This is a genomic window from Planococcus sp. TJ-201 (assembly GCF_058268495.1).
Map to the genome: position 1 here is coordinate 1 of NZ_JBZDOG010000014.1, position 15,711 is coordinate 15,711.

Consider the following 15,711-nt stretch of genomic DNA (forward strand, 5'->3'; position numbering starts at 1 on the left):
CAAGACAAACAAGTCGTTACCGATTCCGGTAACGGCTTTTTTTGTGTTTTATAAAAATAAGGTGAATTATTCCTCATTAGTCATTGCTTATTACCACTGGCTGCTAAAATTCTGCTTGTTCTTCTAATCTGGCATGATACATGGTCACATATTTTGTTAAGCAATTGGCTTGGCACAGAAGCTGCGGCTAAAGAGGTCTATAAATAAACACTCGATCTTAAACCCCTAAGGATTCTCAGCAAAAGAAATATGAATGAATTAAATGTCTCAATAAAGATTAAAATGCTTTATAAACACCCCGATTAAGTATTCTAAATAGTTTTTCTTTTTTTAGTTTCTTGACACACCATATCCGCGCTGATAACCTTACAATAATATTTAAAAGGAAGCAGGAGGCGCGTCTACTTATGTGGGAATCGAAATTTGTTAAAGAAGGCTTAACGTTTGATGATGTATTACTTGTACCAGCTCATTCGGAAGTTTTACCGAAAGACATTGATTTGGCCGTTGAATTGACCCCAACTCTTAAGTTGAAAATTCCAGTGATCAGTGCAGGCATGGATACCGTAACGGAAGCCAAAATGGCCATTGCGATGGCTCGCCAGGGTGGATTAGGAATCATTCACAAAAACATGAGCATTGAAGAACAAGCGGAACAAGTGGTTACGGTAAAACGTTCAGAGAATGGCGTTATTACAGATCCTTTCTTCTTAACACCGGAACACCAGGTGTACGATGCCGAGCATTTAATGGGCAAATATCGGATTTCGGGTGTACCGATTGTTAACAATAAAGAGGAACTGAAGCTGGTTGGGATCATTACAAACCGCGATTTGCGTTTTATCCAAGACTATTCGTTAAAAATCAACGATGTGATGACAAAGGAGAAGTTGGTTACAGCTCCTGTTGGAACGACCTTGGAAGATGCGGAAAAGATTTTGCAGCAGTACAAAATTGAGAAATTGCCAATTGTTGATGACCAAGGTGTTCTTAAAGGGTTGATTACCATTAAAGACATTGAAAAAGTGATTGAATTCCCCAATGCTGCAAAAGACAAGCACGGACGGTTGCTGGTTGGCGCCGCTGTTGGCGTTACTTCTGACACCATGAAACGCGTTGAGCATTTGGTCAAAGCTTCTGTTGATGTAATCGTATTGGACACGGCTCACGGCCATTCAGCAGGCGTTTTGGGTATGGTCGAACAAATCCGCGCAGCTTATCCGGAATTGGCGATCATTGCCGGCAACGTAGCGACTGCTACAGGCACAAAAGCATTAATTGAAGCAGGTGCAGATGTTGTGAAAGTCGGAATTGGTCCAGGTTCGATCTGTACGACACGTGTTGTAGCAGGTGTTGGTGTTCCGCAGATTACGGCTGTTTACGATTGTGCAACAGAAGCACGCAAGCATGGCAAAGCGATTATCGCTGATGGCGGAATCAAATATTCCGGAGACATCATTAAAGCTTTGGCAGCAGGCGGACACGTTGTGATGCTGGGAAGCTTACTGGCCGGTACAACTGAAAGTCCAGGAGAAACTGAAATCTTCCAAGGCCGTCAATTTAAAACATACCGAGGCATGGGATCAATCGCCTCTATGGAAAAAGGTTCTAAAGACCGCTATTTCCAGGACGATGCGAAAAAATTGGTACCGGAAGGCATTGAAGGCCGCATGCCATATAAAGGGCAGCTTTCGGATACGATCCACCAATTGCTTGGCGGGATTCGTGCAGGAATGGGCTATTGCGGAACAAAAGATTTGCAGACTTTGCGTGAAGAAGCCCAGTTTATTCGTATGACGGGTGCAGGGTTGCGCGAAAGCCATCCGCATGATGTCCAAATTACGAAAGAGTCACCTAACTACTCTCTTTAATAGATCAATCGGCACCTTTTCCATCATTCTGATGATGGAAAAGGTGCTTTTTTCATATTTTTATTTTTAGATCCAAAGAATATGCTAAAATAGCATGTGGAATCTTATCGACGGAGGTATTATACAAGTGAAAAAGATTTTTAATAAAGGATTACTGACAGCCTTGCTGGCTGCATTAGCACTGACTTCAATTGTTCCGCAGCAGGCAAAGGCGGAAGAATCATTAAATATAATGGCGGAAGCTGCGATCTTGGTAGATGCTGAGAGTGGCAAAATTCTCTATGAAAAAAATGCTGCAGCGCCTTTAGGGGTGGCCAGCATGACAAAGATGATGACGGAATACTTATTGTTTGAAGCGATTGAAGAAGGGCGTGTTTCTTGGGATCAGGAGTATCAAGTGACGGATTATGCCTATCAGATTTCTCAGGACATGCGTTTGAGCAATGTGCCGTTTCGTGAAGACGGCGCTTATACCATCAAAGAACTCTACGAAGCGATGGCTATTTTCTCGGCCAATGCCGCAACCATCGGAATTGCAGAGACGATTGCAGGTACAGAAAGTGAATTTGTTCGCTTGATGAATGAAAAAGCCGAAGAAATGGGCTTGGAAGAAACCACTTTCGTTAATTCGACTGGCCTCAGCAATTCAAGCTTGATGGGAATGTATCCGGAAGGAACCGAAGAAACGGGTGAAAATATAATGACGGCGCGTTCGGTTGCCAAACTGACAAAAATTTTGTTGGATGACTATCCAGAAGTGCTGGACACCACAAAAATTCCATTAATGATGTTCCGTGAAGGAACGGCGGATGAAACGCGGATGGAAAACTGGAATTCTATGCTGCCTGGCTTGATTTATGAGTACGAAGGTGTGGATGGATTGAAAACCGGCAGTACGGATTTTGCCGGATATTCGTTTGCAGGGACAGCCAAGCGTGATGACACCCGCTTTATTACGGTAGTTATGGGTGCGGTCGATCGTGAAGGAGTTGGTTCCTACAAAGCTCGTTTTGAAGCAACGCGTGATTTGCTGGACTTTGGTTTTGACCAGTTTACGACAGAAGAAATCATTCCTGCAGGATACCAGTTTGAAGGCCAAGAAACTTTGGATGTTGAAAAAGGTGTAGAAGAAGAAGTAGCGATTGCCGTCACAGAACCGGTCTCCATGATGATTCGGACAGCGGACAAAGACTCCTATCAACCAGAATTGCAGCTGGACGATTCGGTCGTTCAAGACGGCAAACTCGAAGCAGATGTGGAAAAGGATTTAGTGGTCGGGACGCTCCAGCTGACAACAGCAGATGGCACGGATTACGGTTATTTGAGCGGCAGTGGCGTTAAAGTTGAAGTGGCGACCACTGAATCTGTCGATCGCGCCAATTGGACTTCCCTCACGATGCGCAATGCTGGAGGCTTCCTGTCATCTCTTTGGGATGATGCCGGTAGTTTTGTAAAAGGGTTATTTTAATAGGGAAAGCCGTTCATCTAAAAAAGATGAACGGCTTTTTTCATTGGATTTCCCAGCAAGCCATCAAATCAATGATGCCGGAATGAATTTCTTGTTCCGATAAGCCGCCAAATCCAAGTACAATTTTGGGTTGTGTACCGGCTCTTTTATGCACGTCATAGGATTGCAGGCCGGTGACGCGAATGCCAGCTCTTTTTGCACGTTTTACGAGCTCTTCTTCGCGTAGTGATGTCTGAATGGTAAGGACGATGTGCATGCCTGCTTGTTCGCCAGAAACTGTTACAGCTGGTGCGAACAATGCCAGAGACGAGCTGAGTTGTTTGATTTTCTTTTGATAGAGCTTGCGCATGCGGTTGAGATGGCGTGCAAAATGGCCATCTTTCATGAATTTGGCGACCAGTTGCTGATCGTGCCTTGGCACCGATGAAGAATAATGAAGAAAAGTTTGCTGATACGCCCGCAGCAGCCGTTTTGGCAAAACCATATAAGCAATGCGCAGTGACGGCATGAGCGATTTGGAAAAGGTGCTGAGGTAGATGACCCGGTCGCTCAGGTCCATGCTTTGGAGTGCAGGGATCGGCCGGCTTGTGTAACGGAATTCGCTGTCGTAATCGTCTTCAATAACATAGCGTTCCGGCTTGGCCGCAGCCCAGTTCAGCAATTGTGCCCGCTTGGTAGCACTCAGCACAGAGCCTGATGGAAACTGGTGAGAAGGAGTAACATAAGCGACGTCTACGTCCGAGGCTTCCAATTCACTGATATTGATTCCGTCAGGGTCGATTTCAATCGGAATCGCCTGGCGTTCATGATGGCTGAAAATGCTGTGGGTCAGCGCATAACCAGGATTTTCGTAGCCATAAATAAGCGTTTTATCGAGCAGGCGAATGAGCAGCGGCAAAAGCTGCTCTGTCCCGGAACCGACCACAATCTGATCTGCATCGCAGACAACGCCTCTGGACTGATACAAGTAGCGGGCAATTTCCTGACGCAATGCTTCGTCGCCTTGAGGGTGGCCGGATAATAGCCATTCGTGATTGGATTCGTCCAAAATGTCGCGTGTCAGTTTGCGCCAGGTGGCAAAGGGAAACGAGTGCGTATCGATGCTTGCAGAGTTAAAATCCACTTTATAGGAAATCTTTTCTTTTGGAACCGGCTTGTCATGGGAACTATCCAAATAGGCAAGTTCTTCGACCGGCTGGGCATAAAATCCTTTGCGCGGACGAGATTCGATAAACCCCTCAGCTACAAGTTGGGAATAAGCGAGTTCCACAGTAGTTTGGCTGATTTGCAGGTAATCCGCCAACTTTCGCTTGCTTGGCAATTTGGTATCCACCTGGATGGTCCCATCAATAATGGCTTTTTTGATTTCCCGATAAAGCTGTTTGTATAAAGGAGTCTGAGATTGTTTTTGAAGCTGAAACATGAGCATGTCCATTTGCTTTCCCCTAACTGACCTTATTGAAATGAATGAAACTGAGTCTTTTTATATGGTCAATCTCTATTATACTGAATTTATTAACGAATAGGGGGAATTAGTAAATGAGTCAGCATGGAACAGATCGCGTAAAAAGAGGAATGGCCGAAATGCAAAAAGGCGGAGTAATTATGGATGTGGTCAATGCGGAACAGGCCCGCATTGCTGAAGCTGCTGGAGCTACTGCCGTTATGGCCTTGGAACGAGTGCCGTCTGATATTCGCAGAGACGGTGGAGTAGCACGTATGGCTGATCCACGCATTACGGAGGAAGTAATGAAAGCCGTATCGATTCCAGTCATGGCAAAGGCCCGCATTGGACATATTGTAGAAGCGCGGATTCTGGAAGCAATGGGTGTCGATTATATTGACGAAAGCGAAGTATTGACGCCTGCCGATGAAGAATTTCATTTGTTGAAAAACCAGTATACGGTGCCGTTTGTCTGCGGCTGCCGGAATTTGGGGGAAGCGGCGCGCCGGATTGGTGAAGGAGCTTCTATGCTTCGTACAAAAGGCGAACCGGGCACAGGGAATATTGTCGAAGCGGTCCGCCATTTGCGCCAGGTGAATGCGGAAGTGCGGAAAGTGATTGCGATGAGTGAAGATGAATTGATGACCGAAGCCCGAAACCTCGGAGCTTCCTATGAATTTTTAAAAGAGGTGAAGAGCCTGGGCCGTTTGCCGGTGGTCAATTTTGCAGCTGGCGGTGTGGCGACACCGGCGGATGCGGCATTGATGATGGAACTGGGGGCGGACGGCGTATTCGTTGGATCGGGCATCTTCAAATCGGATAATCCGGAACGCTTTGCGCGTGCCATTGTCGAGGCGACAACGCATTACCAGGATTATAAATTGATTGCGGAGCTGTCGAAAGATCTGGGCATTGCCATGAAAGGCATTGAAATTTCAACGATTGCTGCGGGCGAACGCATGCAGGAGCGGGGCTGGTAAAGATGAAACGAGTTGGAGTTCTCGCTTTGCAAGGAGCGGTCCGGGAACATCTCCAGTCAATCACAGCCTGTGGAGCAGAAGCGGTTCCGGTAAAATGGCCGAAAGATCTTGAAGAGTTGGATGCACTCATCTTGCCCGGCGGCGAGAGCACGACGATGCGGCGTTTGATCGATCGTTACGGCTTAATGGAACCGCTTCGGGATTTTGCCGAAACCGGGAAACCGATGTTTGGCACGTGTGCGGGGCTGATTCTGCTGGCAAAAACAGTAGTGGGTTCGAACCAAGCGCATTTGGGCGTCATGGACGTGGCGGTTGAGCGAAATTCATTCGGACGGCAAGTGGACAGCTTTGAAGCGCCGCTTGACATTAAAGGCATCGATGGAGCTTTTGAAGCGGTATTTATCCGTGCGCCGCACATTGTCAGCGTGGGGCCGTTAGCTGAAGTGCTGTGTGTTCACAACGGGAAAATTGTCATGGCAAAAAGCGGCCAATTTTTGGGCTGTTCGTTCCATCCCGAATTGACCGAAGACCATCGCATCACGGAATATTTTTTAAGCATGATCCCACACAAGTCAGACCTCCTCTTGCCAAATAGATCAATTTATAGTAAAGTATGATTAATTTCAAAGAAGAAACGTTGATGGGAAGTAGTAAAGCGATTGTTTTTCCAAAGAGAGCCGGTGGTTGGTGCGAACCGGTGAAAAACGCGTTCGAATCCACCCCGGAGTTGCATGGCGAAAAAAGCCATTGCCGGTTTTAATGCCGTTATGTGATGAAGAGGATTGGCTGATGCCGATCAATCAGGGTGGCAACGCGGGTAGCTCTCGTCCCTTTACCAGGGGATGGGGGCTATTTTTGTTGTCTTTTTTTATGTAATTTTAATTTTGAGGAGGAAATACTATGTTAGATATTCGTTTTGTACGTGCCAATTTTGAAGAAGTAAAAGCCAAACTGGCGAAGCGCGGAGAAGATATTTCGGTGTTGGATGATTTTGAAGGATTGGATGTAAAACGGCGTGAATTGATTGCCCAAACTGAAACATTGAAAGCCGAGCGCAACGAGGCGTCTCAAAATATCGCTGCGATGAAACGGGCGAAAGAAAATGCAGACGAAGCCATTGTGAAAATGCGGGAAGTTGGCGAACAAATCAAAGCCATCGATGAAGAGCTGCGGAAAGTGGAAGACAGCTTGAACTACATCATGATGCGTGTACCAAACATTCCGCATGACAGCGTTCCATTCGGCGATTCTGAAGACGACAACGAAGAAATCCGCACATGGGGCGACAAACCGGAATTTGGTTTCGAAGTAAAGGCACATTGGGACCTAGGTACGGATCTCAACATCATTGATTTTGAACGTGCAGCTAAAGTGACCGGAAGCCGTTTTGTTTTTTACCGTGGACTCGGGGCACGCCTGGAGCGCGCATTGATCAACTTTATGATGGACCTTCACCAGGAAGAGCATGGCTACGAAGAAATGCTGCCGCCGTATATGGTCAACCGCGAAAGCTTGACAGGCACAGGCCAATTGCCAAAATTTGAAGAAGATGCGTTCCTGATCGAGAAAGAGGATTATTTCCTAATTCCAACATCAGAAGTGCCGGTCACCAACTTCTACCGCGATGAAATTTTAACAGCGGAAATGCTGCCGCAAGCCTTCGCCTCTTACAGCGCGAATTTCCGCTCTGAAGCAGGTTCTGCAGGACGGGACACACGTGGGTTAATCAGACAGCACCAATTTAACAAAGTTGAACTGGTGCGCTTTGTGAAGCCAGAGGATTCTTATGATGAATTGGAGAAATTAACGGGCCATGCCGAGAAAGTGCTTCAACTTTTAGGCCTGCCATACCGCGTCCTGAAGATGTGTACAGCAGATCTTGGTTTTACAGCTGCTAAAAAATACGACATCGAAGTTTGGATTCCAAGCCAGGATACGTACCGGGAAATTTCTTCTTGCAGTAATTTTGAGGATTTCCAGGCGCGGCGTGCAAATATCAAATTCCGTCGGGAAGCAACCGGCAAACCGGAATTTGTCCACACCTTGAATGGCAGCGGCCTGGCAATCGGACGGACCGTGGCAGCATTGCTTGAAAACTGCCAGCAGGAAGACGGGTCAATCAACATACCAGAAGTATTGCAGCCATACATGGGCGGCAAAAAGACAATTAAGTAATAAAAAGCTCAAAAGCACATTGCTTTTGAGCTTTTTTGTTTGGAAAAGAGGGTAAGAGTAGGGTAAGAGAAAAAGAGAGAGGAGTTAGGCAATGGAAAACGTGAGCTTTCAATTTATAGAAACAAATGGCATCAAAATTCATACGGCTGTAGCGGGACCTGAGGACGGCCCTTTAGTGGTGTTGCTGCACGGCTTTCCGGAGTTTTGGTTTGGCTGGACCAATCAACTTCAGTTTTTGGCGGAAAAAGGCTATCGGGTGGCAATACCAGACCAGCGCGGCTATAATTTGAGCGATAAACCGGAAGGAATCGATTCTTACACTGTCGACTCTCTGCGTGACGATGTCATGGGCATCATCAAACATTTCCAAAAAGAAACTGCCATTATCATCGGCCACGATTGGGGCGGTGCAGTCGCCTGGCATTTGGCAGGGACGCGGCCGGAATATGTGGACAAGCTGATTGTCCTGAACATCCCGCACCCGAAAGCGATGCCTCGGGTATTCAAGAAAAATCCATTGCAATGGGTGAAGAGTTCCTATATCGCCTTTTTCCAGCTGCCGAATCTGCCCGAACAGGCTCTCAGCAAAGGACAGTTCAAAGTGATGCAGCAAAGCCTGGAACAAACCAGCAATCCAGGGACTTTCTCCAAGCCGGAAATCGAGCAATACAAAGCGGCATGGGGGCAACCTGGTGCCCTGACCGCGATGCTCAATTGGTACCGAGCCATACGGAGGGGCAGTTTGGGGCAAGTGCCTGAGACCAAAATCCAAGTGCCGGTCAGAATCATTTGGGGGCTTGGCGACCAGTTTCTGTCGCCGATGCTGGCAACAGAAAGCCTGGTTTTTTGCGAAGACGTTAATCTGGTGTTTGTCGGAGAGGCCACTCATTGGGTTCATCATGAACAACCGGAAATCGTTAACCGGCTGCTGGCTCAATTTATCAGCGAATAAAAAACGGAAAGCCCTATAGCTGGGTTTTCCGCTTTTGTTTTTTGAGTTCCCGAAGATTCCGGAAAAATTGGGTTAACAGTTGTCCGCATTCGTCAGCCATGACGTTTTCCATAACTTGGCATTGATGGTTAAAGCGGTCATCATTCAGCAGCCGGTATAAAGAATCCACGCTGCCTGCTTTGGCATCCCGTGCGCCGTAGACCACATGAGGGATGCGGGATTGCAGGATAGCACCGGCGCACATGGGACAAGGCTCTAACGTAACGTAAATCTTTGCGTCTTCCAGCCGCCAGTTGCCAAGATGCAGGCAGGCTTGCTGTATCGCTAACAACTCTGCGTGAGTAACCGCGTTTTGTGTTGTTTCCCGCAAGTTGTGTGCCCGGGCAATCACCTGGTCCTGATGGACGATAACAGCACCGATCGGCACCTCACCTTTGGCACCTGCTTTTTGTGCTTCTTCAATTGCCAGTCCCATATAAAAATGGTCTTTTTCCATTCCGTTCATCATGCATCGCTCCTTGGCTCTAGTGTAGCATTTTCCATCTGCAAAAAAAGCAGGAAATGCCAGGCAGACAAAAAACCCATAACAGCGTAAAATAGAGAGATTAGAAACCGGGGAGTGATTCGAGGATGAAACAGCATAAAAAGGAAAAACCGCTCCATTTTACGGTACGCTTTATCTTTATGTTCATTGGTGCCACGATGGCAGCGGCTGCGATTGAACTGTTTCTGGTTCCAAATTCAATCATTGACGGTGGGATTATTGGAATTTCATTGATACTGGACTATTTAACGGTCATTCCTTTTGGTATATTGCTGGTTGCGATCAATTTGCCGTTCCTTTATTTTGGCTATAAGCACATCGGCCGCAATTTTTTTATCTCTTCAATTTTTTCCATCGTCGCATTGGCATTGATTGAAATCCCCATACACAAGATTGAACCGTTTGTAGAAGATCCATTACTGGCGACCGTTTTTGGGGGCCTGCTTCTTGGAGCGGGTGTTGGAATCGTTATACGCAATGGCGGAGCTCTTGATGGAACGGAGATTCTTGGGATTTTATTGACGAAAAAACTGCCATTTTCAGTTGGCGAATTTGTCATGTTCTTCAATGTCTTCATCTTCGGATGGGCTGCATTTGTGCTTGGTATGGAACAGGCGATGTATTCCGTATTAACGTATTACATTGCTTCGAAGACCATCGATGTGGTGATTCAAGGCTTGGACGATACGAAAGCAGTGCTGATCATATCAGAAGAGTACGAAGAAATCGGATTGGCCATCAACGACCGTCTTGGGCGCAGTTTTACGAAACTGCATGGCAAAGGCGGCTACCTTAATTCGCCGAAAGATGTTATTTATGTAGTGGTCACACGCCTCGAAATTACTAAGCTCAAGCAAATTGTGGCAGACATTGATTCCAAAGCTTTTTTGACCATCATGGCAACCCAGGAAGTCCACGGCGGAACATTCAAAGCACCGATCCATTGATCAAAGTGCCAACTTTTCACTCTACTTTTAAGAAGAGCTGTGTGTTAAAATAAATGGCATTGTACTTTACTTGAATCGAAAAAGGAGGACTTCGCATGCCGGTACCATTCATCACGGTAGAAGGTCCGATTGGTGTAGGAAAAACGTCGCTGACCAAAGCGCTCGCCGATCAAAATCAATTTCAGCTGCTAAAAGAAATTGTTGACGAAAACCCATTTTTAAATAAATTCTACGAAGATATAGCAGAGTGGAGCTTCCAGACGGAGATGTTCTTTCTGTGCAATCGCTATAAGCAATTGGCCGATATCCAGAAAAAGTTCATATCGAACCGTGAACCGGTCGTAGCAGATTACCATATTTTTAAAAACCTCATCTTTGCAAAGCGCACGCTGCCGGAAGCCGAATACGCCAAGTATGAAGCCATCTACAAAATCCTGACGGTGGATATGCCGAAACCGAATATGGTTATTTACCTGCATGCCAGCCTGGATACCTTGATGAAGCGCATCAAGTTGCGGGGCCGTGAGTTTGAGCAGATGATCACACCGGACTACATGGAACAGCTGGCCGCAGACTATCACGAGTTTATTGAGCGTTTTGAGCGTGAACATCCGGAAATCCCGGTGCTGCGTTTTAACGGCGATGAAATTGACTTTGTCCAAAACAGCGGAGATCTTCAGTTGATCCTGGACAAGGTGGACCGAACTTTACAAAAGAGGAGCTTGACCTTATGAACTTACGAGAAAAATACGGCATTCCACAGAATGCGGTAATTACCATAGCTGGCACAGTAGGTGTCGGAAAATCAACGATGACGAAAGCTTTAGCCGATGCCTTGCAGTTCCGTACATCATTTGAAAACGTCGACACCAATCCGTACTTGGATTTGTTTTACGATGATTTTGAAAAATGGAGCTTCCATTTGCAAATCTATTTTTTGGCCGAACGCTTTAAAGAGCAGAAGCGGATGTTTGAATACGGCGGTGGATTTATCCAGGATCGTTCGATCTATGAAGATACCGGTATTTTTGCGAAAATGCATTGGGAAAAAGGCACGATGAACAATGTCGATTACGAAACGTACACCAATTTGTTCGAGGCGATGGTCATGACGCCGTATTTCCCGCATCCGGACTTGCTGATTTACTTGGAAGGTTCGATTGAAGATATCCTTTCCCGCATCCAGGAACGCGGCCGGGCAATGGAGCAGCAGACGCCGGTGGATTATTGGCAGGAAATGCATCAACGCTATGAAAGTTGGATCAATTCTTTCAACGGATGCCCAGTGCTGCGTTTGAACATCAATGATTACGATTTGATGAACGATCCGGATTGCTCCGAGCAGATTGTTGAGCGCATTGGCGGATTCATGAAACAAACTTCTATTCTACGCAAATGAAGAAACCCTTGAGCAGCAATGCTCAAGGGTTTTATTCATATTTCCCGGGAAATAAAAAAACCGGAAAGCATAAGCTTTCCGGTACTCTATATCGAAATAATCAGACACATAGCATTTAAGAAAAATTCGTTACTTGCGTAACGAATCCAATCTCGAATTTATATGCGCGTGTAAATTCAAAATAATGGAGGAGGAAGAGGGATTCGAACCCCCGCGGGATTTGACTCCCCTGTCGGTTTTCAAGACCGATCCCTTCAGCCAAACTTGGGTATTCCTCCGTATTGGACAAGAACTAATTTATCATGGATGAATAATCGCTGTCAACCGTTTTTCGATTTTTTCTAAACTAATCGATAAAAATCGTGTAACAGTCAGCAGTTAGCCTGTTTTAAAAAAGAAATTGTTCTTGAATGGAGGTTACGGATTGATTTTTGGCTGATTAATTCGTATACTAGTAAATGCCGTGCTAGGTGGGAAGATAGCGGTGTCCTGTAACCTGCAATCCGCTTTAGCAGGACTGAATTCCTTTCTGAGGCTGTTTGTATGTAAGGTCTGCCTCTTGCACGTAGTGTTGACATCTGGGTCCTGCGCAATGGGATCCCATGAACCATGTCAGGTCCGGAAGGAAGCAGCATTAAGTGGAACATTCCATGTGCCGCGGGATCGCCTAGATCGAGCCAGCGACAAGGGTAACGCTTATGTGCAGCAGTCGAAGAAAGGTGCACGGCAATAATATGTAAATTCAAACCTGTCCGCTCTTGAGCGGGCAGGTTTTTTATTGTTTTATTCGTCTAATCACCGCGTGCCAATCAGGGAAATCGTTCAGAAAGACTGCTCTTTTATGGTATAATGATAGGACGAAAAATAGATTAGTTAAAAGGAGAGAACAAGTTGGCGTATCAAGCTTTTTACCGTGTTTACAGACCCCAGTCCTTTTCCGACATGACAGGTCAGACGCATGTCAAACAAACCCTTCAAAACGCTCTCCTTTACAATAAGACAACACATGCTTATTTGTTTTCAGGACCGAGAGGAACAGGTAAGACCAGTGCAGCCAAGATCTTTGCGAAAGCATTAAATTGTGAGCAGGCTCCATCAGCGGAACCGTGCAACGAATGTGCTTCCTGCAAAAGCATCAACGAAGGGTCCAATACCGATGTCATCGAATTTGATGCAGCTTCCAATTCACGTGTGGAAGAAATGCGGGAAATTATTGAAAAAGTCCGCTTTTCACCCGCAAATTCACGCTTTAAAATCTACATCATTGATGAAGTGCACATGCTGTCGAACAGTGCCTTCAATGCGCTGTTGAAAACATTAGAAGAGCCGCCTGAACATGTGGTCTTCATTTTGGCAACAACAGAGCCGCACAAGCTGCCGTTGACGATCATTTCCCGCTGCCAGCGCTTTGATTTTAAATCGCATACGCAGGTAGACATCGTTTCGCGTATGGTGGAAGTGCTGACGGATGCACAAATTCCTTACAACGAACAAGTACTTAAAATAATTGCCCAGGCTGCAGCTGGTGGGATGCGGGATGCGCTTAGCCTGTTGGATCAAGTTGTGTCTTTCAGCGGGGACGAGATGACCGTCGAAGACGCTTTGCTCGTCACAGGCTCGATCAGCCAGGACATGTTCTACGGCATTGCGGAAGCGCTGCTTGCTAAGGACATCGGCCAGGCATTGACGCTACTGGAACAATTGGTGCGTGACGGCAAAGATCCCGTGCGGCTGGTTGAGGATTTTATTACCTTCTTCCGGGACTTGCTGTTGATCCAGACTGCGCCGGACCTTCACGATATGTTGGAGTTGGCGACGCACGAAGCGCGCTTTGAAGAGCTGGCCAAGCGTTTTGAACCAGCCACGCTTTACACGTGGATTGATATTTTATCCAAAACCCAGCAGGAAATGCGCTTTTCAAACCATACAAAAATTTATATGGAAACCGCATTGCTGAAAATGGCACAGGCAGATGTGCCGGTCCAAAGCACAGCTTCTGCGGTATCGCCTGAGCTGGAGGCCAAAGTTATTCAACTGGAAAACTTGGTGCGCGAATTGCAGCAGCAAGTAAAAAATGGTGCAGTGAGCGGGGCAGCGGCACCAGCACCGGCTGAGCAGAAAAAACGCCAGCGTGCGCAAAGCAGCTTTAAAATACCAACAGGACGCATTCAAGATGTCTTAAAAAACGCGACCAAAGCAGATATTCAAGCCATTAAAACCAATTGGGCAACAGTGATGAGCCAATTGCAGCGTTCGCATTCGGCTTTATTGAACGATGCTGAGCCTGTAGCGGCATCAGCGGATGCATTTGTGTTAAAATTCAAGTATGATATTCATTGCCAGATGGCTTCGGAAAACCAGACGTTTGCCGCAACTTTCAGCCAGCTGCTGGAGCAGTATGCAGGCAAGGCTTATACGCCGGTTTTTGTTCCGGACGCCAGTTGGCTGAAAATCCGTGAAGAGTTTATTAAAAAGAGCGGATCGAAGGCAGGCACTGAAGAAAAACAGTCAGAGGCTGAAGAAGAAAATCCGTTTTCGGGTGAAGGAGCTGCAGCGGAAGAAGATCCGTTCATCTCTGAAGCCGAGCGTCTTTTCGGAAAAGACTTTGTCGAAGTTCATGACGATTAAAATGAAAATTCTAAGGAGGAACTAATTATGCGCGGTGGAGGAAATATGCAAGGCATGATGAAGCAAATGCAAAAAATGCAAAAAGAGATGGCGGTTGCCCAAGAAGAACTTGGAACATTGAAGTTCGAGGGAGCAGCTGGCGGCGGGATGGTCAAAGTTACTGTATCCGGCCACAAAGAAGTATTGGATGTTGTGTTGGATCCGACAGTAGTCGATCCTGAAGATGTTGAAATGCTGCAGGATCTTTTGATTGTAGCGACAAACGAAGCGTTCAAAAAAGCGGATGAACATGCGAATTCCACAATGGGGAAATTCACGAAGGGCTTAAATCTCCCGGGCATGTTCTAGGAGGTAAACCAGATGCATTATCCAGAACCGATTTCGAAATTAATGGAGAGTTTTATGAAATTGCCAGGGATCGGGCCGAAAACAGCGGCCCGGCTGGCATTTTTTGTGCTCGGCATGAAAGAAGATACCGTGCTCGACTTTGCGAAAGCACTTGTTGATGCCAAACGGAATTTAAGCTTCTGTTCGGTATGCGGCCATATCACCGATGTGGACCCGTGCCATATTTGCCAGGACCAGCAGCGCGACCGTACGACGATTTGTGTGGTTCAAGACCCGAAAGATGTAATTGCGATGGAAAAGATGCGCGATTACAAAGGCTTGTACCATGTCTTGCAGGGAGCCATCTCTCCAATGGATGGGATTGGACCAGAAGACATTAATGTGCCGTCTCTATTGAAACGTCTTCAGGACGAAGAAGTAGAGGAGCTCATTCTGGCAACGAATCCAACAATTGAAGGGGAAGCGACAGCGATGTACATTTCACGCCTCGTCAGACCTTCGGGAATCAAAACGACTCGGATTGCCCACGGGCTTCCAGTAGGCGGCGATTTGGAGTATGCCGATGAAGTGACTTTATCGAAAGCATTGGAAGGACGGCGCGAACTCTAGTATAAAAGTAAGTGTCGCAAACCAAGCTTTTAAACTTCTTTTAAATGGGAAATATTCTGATTAATTATGTTTGGCATATAATTGTCAGATAAGCTGGTATTTTTTATATGATGAAAAAGAAATGGAGAGAAGTCAGGAGAAGTGGCTTTCTGAAGCCCTTTATTTGATTTCTTTTTCATTCTCTACTATAGAAGGAAAGTTAAACTCAACAGTTAATGTTTTGGGGATATAATTTTATTTACCAAAAGTGTTGACAGCAGGAACTATATGCTTTAATATCATAGGAGTCGTCAAGAACGACGCAACAACTTGAACCTTGAAAACTGAACAGCAAAACGTCAACAAA

14 protein-coding genes, 1 tRNA gene, 1 other RNA gene and 1 other annotated feature are annotated in these 15,711 nt (G+C 46.2%); of the genes, 13 read left to right on the forward strand and 3 right to left on the reverse strand.

From position 1 onward, the window contains the following. The first annotated feature begins 407 nt into the window (after positions 1–407). Positions 408–1,871: an IMP dehydrogenase gene (guaB, locus tag AC4EG4_RS18905; protein ID WP_490980338.1), complete on the forward strand. Its 1,464-nt coding sequence runs from the start codon at positions 408–410 to the stop codon at positions 1,869–1,871. 127 nt (positions 1,872–1,998) lie between these two features. Then, positions 1,999–3,339: a serine hydrolase gene (locus tag AC4EG4_RS18910; RefSeq protein ID WP_490980337.1), complete on the forward strand. Its 1,341-nt coding sequence runs from the start codon at positions 1,999–2,001 to the stop codon at positions 3,337–3,339. A gap of 40 nt (positions 3,340–3,379) precedes the next feature. Here AC4EG4_RS18910 and pdxR read toward each other — a convergent pair whose 3' ends face one another. Continuing rightward, a complete protein-coding gene (gene pdxR / locus AC4EG4_RS18915) occupies positions 3,380–4,774 on the reverse strand; it encodes a MocR-like pyridoxine biosynthesis transcription factor PdxR (protein WP_490980336.1) in 1,395 nt (464 codons plus the stop codon). Between the two features lie 104 nt (positions 4,775–4,878). Between pdxR and pdxS the strand changes: the two genes are divergently transcribed. The 4 genes from pdxS (at position 4,879) to AC4EG4_RS18935 (ending at position 8,890) form a co-directional block, all read left to right on the forward strand. After that, on the forward strand, positions 4,879–5,763 hold the full coding sequence (gene pdxS, locus AC4EG4_RS18920; protein ID WP_223643588.1) for a pyridoxal 5'-phosphate synthase lyase subunit PdxS: 885 nt from the start codon (positions 4,879–4,881) through the stop codon (positions 5,761–5,763). Between the two features lie 2 nt (positions 5,764–5,765). Next, positions 5,766–6,380, forward strand: coding sequence for a pyridoxal 5'-phosphate synthase glutaminase subunit PdxT (gene pdxT / locus AC4EG4_RS18925; RefSeq protein ID WP_490988696.1), 615 nt, complete (start codon positions 5,766–5,768; stop codon positions 6,378–6,380). Positions 6,381–6,391: 11 nt separating this feature from the next. Continuing rightward, positions 6,392–6,598: a binding site (T-box leader), on the forward strand. 65 nt (positions 6,599–6,663) lie between these two features. Further along, complete coding sequence (gene serS / locus AC4EG4_RS18930) at positions 6,664–7,938, forward strand: serine--tRNA ligase (protein WP_490988697.1); 1,275 nt, start codon at positions 6,664–6,666, stop codon at positions 7,936–7,938. A 91-nt stretch (positions 7,939–8,029) separates the two neighbouring features. Next, the gene (locus AC4EG4_RS18935; protein WP_490988698.1) at positions 8,030–8,890 is read left to right on the forward strand and encodes an alpha/beta fold hydrolase; all 861 of its coding nucleotides are present in this window, start codon (positions 8,030–8,032) and stop codon (positions 8,888–8,890) included. A 13-nt stretch (positions 8,891–8,903) separates the two neighbouring features. Here AC4EG4_RS18935 and tadA read toward each other — a convergent pair whose 3' ends face one another. Next, positions 8,904–9,395 (reverse strand): tRNA adenosine(34) deaminase TadA, encoded by a 492-nt coding sequence (gene tadA / locus AC4EG4_RS18940; protein WP_490988699.1) that lies wholly within the window; start codon positions 9,393–9,395, stop codon positions 8,904–8,906. 125 nt (positions 9,396–9,520) lie between these two features. On the opposite strand from tadA, the gene AC4EG4_RS18945 reads away from it, so the two are divergent. From AC4EG4_RS18945 to AC4EG4_RS18955, 3 genes are all read left to right on the forward strand, one after another. Further along, the gene (locus AC4EG4_RS18945; protein WP_490988700.1) at positions 9,521–10,381 is read left to right on the forward strand and encodes a YitT family protein; all 861 of its coding nucleotides are present in this window, start codon (positions 9,521–9,523) and stop codon (positions 10,379–10,381) included. A 95-nt stretch (positions 10,382–10,476) separates the two neighbouring features. Next, a complete protein-coding gene (locus AC4EG4_RS18950; protein WP_490980329.1) occupies positions 10,477–11,115 on the forward strand; it encodes a deoxynucleoside kinase in 639 nt (212 codons plus the stop codon). Further along, positions 11,112–11,780, forward strand: a complete 669-nt coding sequence (locus AC4EG4_RS18955) for a deoxynucleoside kinase (protein ID WP_490980328.1) — start codon at positions 11,112–11,114, stop codon at positions 11,778–11,780. The genes AC4EG4_RS18950 and AC4EG4_RS18955 overlap by 4 nt, the downstream gene beginning before the upstream one ends. Before the next feature lie 185 nt (positions 11,781–11,965). On the opposite strand, the gene AC4EG4_RS18960 is transcribed toward AC4EG4_RS18955, so the two are convergent. Beyond that, positions 11,966–12,058 (reverse strand) — tRNA-Ser (locus tag AC4EG4_RS18960). A gap of 183 nt (positions 12,059–12,241) precedes the next feature. Here AC4EG4_RS18960 and ffs point away from each other — a divergent pair. The 4 genes from ffs (at position 12,242) to recR (ending at position 15,365) form a co-directional block, all read left to right on the forward strand. Then, an RNA gene (ffs, locus tag AC4EG4_RS18965) (signal recognition particle sRNA large type) lies at positions 12,242–12,507 on the forward strand. A gap of 164 nt (positions 12,508–12,671) precedes the next feature. Then, positions 12,672–14,408 carry a DNA polymerase III subunit gamma/tau gene (gene dnaX / locus AC4EG4_RS18970; protein WP_490980327.1) on the forward strand — a complete coding sequence of 579 codons (1,737 nt, stop codon included), beginning with the start codon at positions 12,672–12,674 and terminating at the stop codon, positions 14,406–14,408. Positions 14,409–14,435: 27 nt separating this feature from the next. Continuing rightward, entirely contained in the window at positions 14,436–14,756 is a 321-nt protein-coding gene (locus AC4EG4_RS18975; RefSeq protein WP_308788764.1) for a YbaB/EbfC family nucleoid-associated protein, read from the forward strand. A 12-nt stretch (positions 14,757–14,768) separates the two neighbouring features. After that, positions 14,769–15,365 (forward strand): recombination mediator RecR, encoded by a 597-nt coding sequence (gene recR, locus AC4EG4_RS18980; protein ID WP_008497656.1) that lies wholly within the window; start codon positions 14,769–14,771, stop codon positions 15,363–15,365. Positions 15,366–15,711 lie beyond the last annotated feature (346 nt).